General features: G+C 58.9%; 3 protein-coding genes and 1 pseudogene. 3 read left to right on the top strand and 1 reads right to left on the bottom strand.

Annotated features, from left to right (window positions below; all coding sequences use genetic code 11):
* Window positions 1-1215: DUF6862 domain-containing protein (locus XalbCFBP2523_RS16660; protein WP_343251079.1), on the top strand; the 1215-nt coding region annotated here is incomplete at its 5' end.
* 33 nt (window positions 1216-1248) lie between these two features.
* Window positions 1249-1635, top strand: coding sequence for a hypothetical protein (locus tag XalbCFBP2523_RS16490; protein WP_146084122.1), 387 nt, complete (start codon window positions 1249-1251; stop codon window positions 1633-1635).
* 70 nt (window positions 1636-1705) lie between these two features.
* On the opposite strand, the gene XalbCFBP2523_RS15450 is transcribed toward XalbCFBP2523_RS16490, so the two are convergent.
* Window positions 1706-1954: a SymE family type I addiction module toxin gene (locus XalbCFBP2523_RS15450; protein WP_045766524.1), complete on the bottom strand. Its 249-nt coding sequence runs from the start codon at window positions 1952-1954 to the stop codon at window positions 1706-1708.
* A 357-nt stretch (window positions 1955-2311) separates the two neighbouring features.
* Between XalbCFBP2523_RS15450 and XalbCFBP2523_RS15440 the strand changes: the two are divergent.
* Window positions 2312-4285 (top strand): annotated as a pseudogene (locus XalbCFBP2523_RS15440) (hemagglutinin repeat-containing protein); the annotation flags it as partial.

The following is a 4285-nucleotide window of genomic DNA, read 5'->3' as shown; positions in this document are numbered from 1 at the left end:
ATTGGGGATTACGCCGAGCACAAGACGAACGAAGCGGCGGCCATGCGACTGCAAGCTGCTAACACCACCGACCCGGATCAGAAAGCGCAATTGCTCGCGCAGGCCGACCAACTGGACAGCCAGTGGGGTGCCAATGGCACGCTGCGTGTGTTGGCGCATACGGCGGTGGGCGGATTGACCGGTGGCGTGGGCGGCGCCGCAGGCGCGGCGGCGGGCACGCTGACGGCCCCGGCAGTGGCCGATGCGCTACGCAATGCCGGCGTGACCGGGCCATTGGCCGATGCGTTGACGGGTCTGGCATCGACGACGGCGGGTGCTGTGGCCGGTGGTGCATCGGGCGCGGCGACGGCAGGGAATGAGGTGACGAATAACTATCTCAGCCACAAGCAAATTGCCATGCTGCAAGGTGAGCTGGGAGTATGCGCATTGACTGGGCAATGTGACGAGGTAGTGCAGAAATACGTTGCTCTCTCGAAAAGCAACGACCTCGCGCTACAGCAGGCATGTTCCCAGGACCCTTCGGGAAGCGTCTGCCAGCAGGGTGTGCGCGAGGCGCTCAGTTATGTGGGGGATCAGTCTTGGAAGAACTATGCTTTTTTAACTGGTGCCCCTACCAGTGTTCCGACCGGCAATACATACAGTCTTCCATTGACGCAGATGGATGGCGATATTAAGGCTTCGCGTAAAACCACCTTGGATTTAGTCTTCGGTGATCGCCAAGTCTATGCGGCGATTAATGATATTATTCCGCGTGCGGATTTCTTCGGGGCGATGGCGAGGCAGACGGGGGCAATATGGTTTGCTGCGGCGGAAAGTCAATCTCGCGGAAATTTGAGTGGTCCAGGTTTTAATTTGCTGGCAGGCTGGAATAAAGCATTTGGTGCTGGCGATGTTATGAGTGCATGGCGATCAGCTGCTGGTGACCAAATTATGAAAAATGGTCATGATAGTTTCAGTTCGATTTATTATGGAGGAGCTTCGATTGATCCTGTCCAATGGAGTTTAGATCAGTTAGGAAATGAACAGCGTGATCCAATTCTCCAGAAGATTCATGAGAAATATGTTGGAATGATGAAGGGCTGGGGTACTGTTAGCGCCATGCAGCTTTTCGGCGGGGTCGATGATCTTCTTAATCCTGAAGAGCGGATTAAAACTGGATGTAAAAATATGGGTTATGGTAGTGGTTGTGCAGGGAATGACGCTCATGGAAAGTAATTTTATTGAATTATATTTTTATAGGAAAATATTATGATTATGGGGGGCGCTGGCTGGGAAATCTTTTTTTACGCCATTATCATATTTTCATCTATTTTTGCAATAATTCTTCTTCCTTTTTCATTTTTATCGGCGGCAGTTAGATATTTTATCACTTTCTTGGTGTGGTCTTATTGGGTAGGGTGCATCGGGCACCTTGGCATGGCTGGTAGAATCATTTCTATGGCCTTAGAAAATGGAAGGTTGAAATTTGATTCATTTCTGGCATGGACAGGCTTTGGGGTTTTATATTTCACAATTGGATTTATTTTAATTATTATGGATATTAAAGGAATTGGGGTTGGTGTCGCCAAGAAAATTTATTTTTTATTTTTTATTGGAATAATTCCATCGGTGGTATTTTTATATTTATCTAAATAGATCTGTCCTCGAGTCTGTAAATTGAACTGTAAAACCTCGGCTCTCAAGACCAATTAACTTGCATGCAGCACTATTCACCAGCCACCGTAATCACCAACTCACGATCCCGCACAGTGATGCGTAGCTTGGAACCGATGGCGAAACCCAACTGTTCCAGCCATCGGCCACGCAGGCGCAGTGCGGGCACGGGCTGATGGCTGTCAGGGTAGTAGCCATACCCCATGGTGCATTGCTGCGTTGGACGCACGCGTCGCGGTGGACGTTGTTTGCGTGCAAGCTCGGCAGCATTCAGAGCCTCGGCCTGCTCGCACGTCATCATGGGGGTGAGCGTCGGTTCCACAAACCTCCATTGCACGTCCGTGCATGGCGTCGCTTGGCTTGGCGACCGCTTGTTTGTTTTACTGCGGCGAGATGAAAGTTGACGCATGACAAAGCCTCCTCGGTGGACGAGAACCGCCGCCAACGGCGACGGGATGTCGGGAGGTTCGAAACCGCACGTAGCCGGCGGGCGTATTTCCCCGAAGGGTGTTGTATTAGCCGCCCTCCCGACGCAGGCAGTGCGTCGGTTTGCGCCTGCGAACAGGCACAAAAAACCCACCGGTTTGACGGAGGTGGGTACCGCTACGTGAGGAGTTTCGAAGCTCCTTGTGGAAGAGATTGCAGTCGGTTGCGTTCGATGTCAACTGAGCGCGCGCTCAGCGGCGATGGACAAGTGCAATCCCAGGGCGATCTGGGCCTGAGCCTGCACGAGAGCCTGACCAATACCGGGCAACTGATCGCCAACGGCAATCTGTCCGTGCACACCGATGGCGATCTGCTCAACCAGGGCGTGCTGCGCGCGAACAATCTGGATCTGGCCGCGGCCAATCTCGACAACGCCGCCAGCGGCGAGATGAGCAGCCAGGGCGTTACCCACGTCCAGGCCAGCGGGCAACTGACCAACCGGGGGTTGATCGACGGCGCGCTGACCCAACTGCAAGCGGGGACCGTGGACAACGTGGGCACCGGACGGGTGTATGGGGACCACGTCGCCATCGCCGCCGGCACGTTGCTCAACCGTGCCGAGAGCGTGGCCGGTGTGACCCATGCGGCCACGGTGGCCGCGCGCCAGCGGCTGGACATCGGCGTGGGCCAATTGACCAACACCGACAGTGCCTTACTCTACAGCGATGGCGATGCGGCCATCGGCGGGGCGCTGGATGGCAACAGCCAGGCCACCGGCAATGCCAATCGGGTGGACAACCTCGGCTCGACCATCGAGATCGCCGGCACGCTGGCGCTGCATGCCAGCGCGCTCAACAACATCCGCCAGAACGTGGTCATCACGCAGACCACGACCACCGCCGCGCCGGTGCGGCTGGATCAACCCAGCTGGCGCAACAACGGCAAAAATGCCCATAACGATCTGCGCTCCACCAGCAACTACAGCGCGTACGAGGTCTATTACCTCAACCCGCAGGACATCCTGCAAGACACGGTGTACACCACGCCCGATGGGTATCAGGTGCATCAGGCGACGATCCGGCTCACGCCGCAGACCAGCGCGTACTTCTTCGCCCGTGGTGCGCTGTACGGCGCGACCGGCGAGCGCTCCAGGCTGGACCCGCGCACGGGCACGGTGACGCTCTACTACTTCGCCCGTGACGACAGCAATACCAATCCGGACCAGGTGAGCAACGGCGCCAGCGATCCCTTCGTCGGATTGACCGCTGACGGACCGGGCGCTCCGCCGTTCCACTACGAGAGCGACACCCTCACATACTCCAACGCGTACGGCACCTGCACGCGCAACTGCGTGCGCCTGATCGCGCAATACGCCTACACCGATCCAAACCACATCCTGAGCCATCCGCAAGGCACCGGCGGCGGCGGCCTGGACGACAACGAGCAATACCGCATCGCCACGCGCACCACGGTGCAGGACGTGCTGCAACCGGGCGCGGGTCCGGATGCGGTGATCCACTCGGGCGGCGCGATGCATCTCGTCACCGACAACCTGCACAACACCTATGCGCGCATCGCCGCCGGTGGCGACCTGAGCATCGACGGCATCACCGGCGCGGCCAGCGTGACCAACCAGGCGCAGACGCTGTACCGCACCGACAGCTTCAACAACGTGTCGCACGCGTACAACGGCACCACACGGCAGTGGAGCAATCCATCGATCTCGGTGCAGACCGGCCAGATCGGCGGATCGATCACCAGCGGCGGCACGCTGCACATCGACGTGGGCACTCTGAGCAACCTCAACCAGGGCCGCGCCGCGCCCAATGTGCAGGACGGGTCGGTGCTGGCCAACCTGGGCGTGCAGGGGGCGCAGGTCGCGGTGAGTGGTGGCGGCGTCGGTCCGCTGCACGGCCCGGGCGGGGTGTCCGGGAGCAGCGCGGCGCAGGCGCAATCCAGCGGTGCCCAGCGCGCCAGCACGGGCAACGCCAGCGCCATGGGCGCGGTGAGCGGGCAGGGCACGGTCGGCGGCAGCGTGGCGGTCAACGCAGCGGGCGGTTCGCCGGACCGCATCGTGATGGGCACGCCGAACACGCAGCTGCCCAGCGCCAGCTTGTTCAGCGTGCAGCCCAACGGCGGCCACGCACTGGTGGAGACCGATCCGCGCTTCACCAACTACCGGGTGTGGCTGAGTTCGGACGCGCAA

The organism is Xanthomonas albilineans, assembly GCF_002939705.1.
Taxonomy (GTDB): domain Bacteria; phylum Pseudomonadota; class Gammaproteobacteria; order Xanthomonadales; family Xanthomonadaceae; genus Xanthomonas_A; species Xanthomonas_A albilineans.
The sequence above is the reverse complement of the archived record's forward strand: the minus strand, read 5'-3'. Positions and strand labels throughout refer to the sequence as shown.

Excerpts from the sequence above, each read along its gene's own strand:
- XalbCFBP2523_RS16490 (WP_146084122.1), top strand. The coding sequence starts at position 1,249 with ATGATTATGGGGGGCGCTGGCTGGGAAATCTTTTTTTACGCCATTATC.
- XalbCFBP2523_RS15450 (WP_045766524.1), bottom strand. The coding sequence starts at position 1,954 with ATGATGACGTGCGAGCAGGCCGAGGCTCTGAATGCTGCCGAGCTTGCA.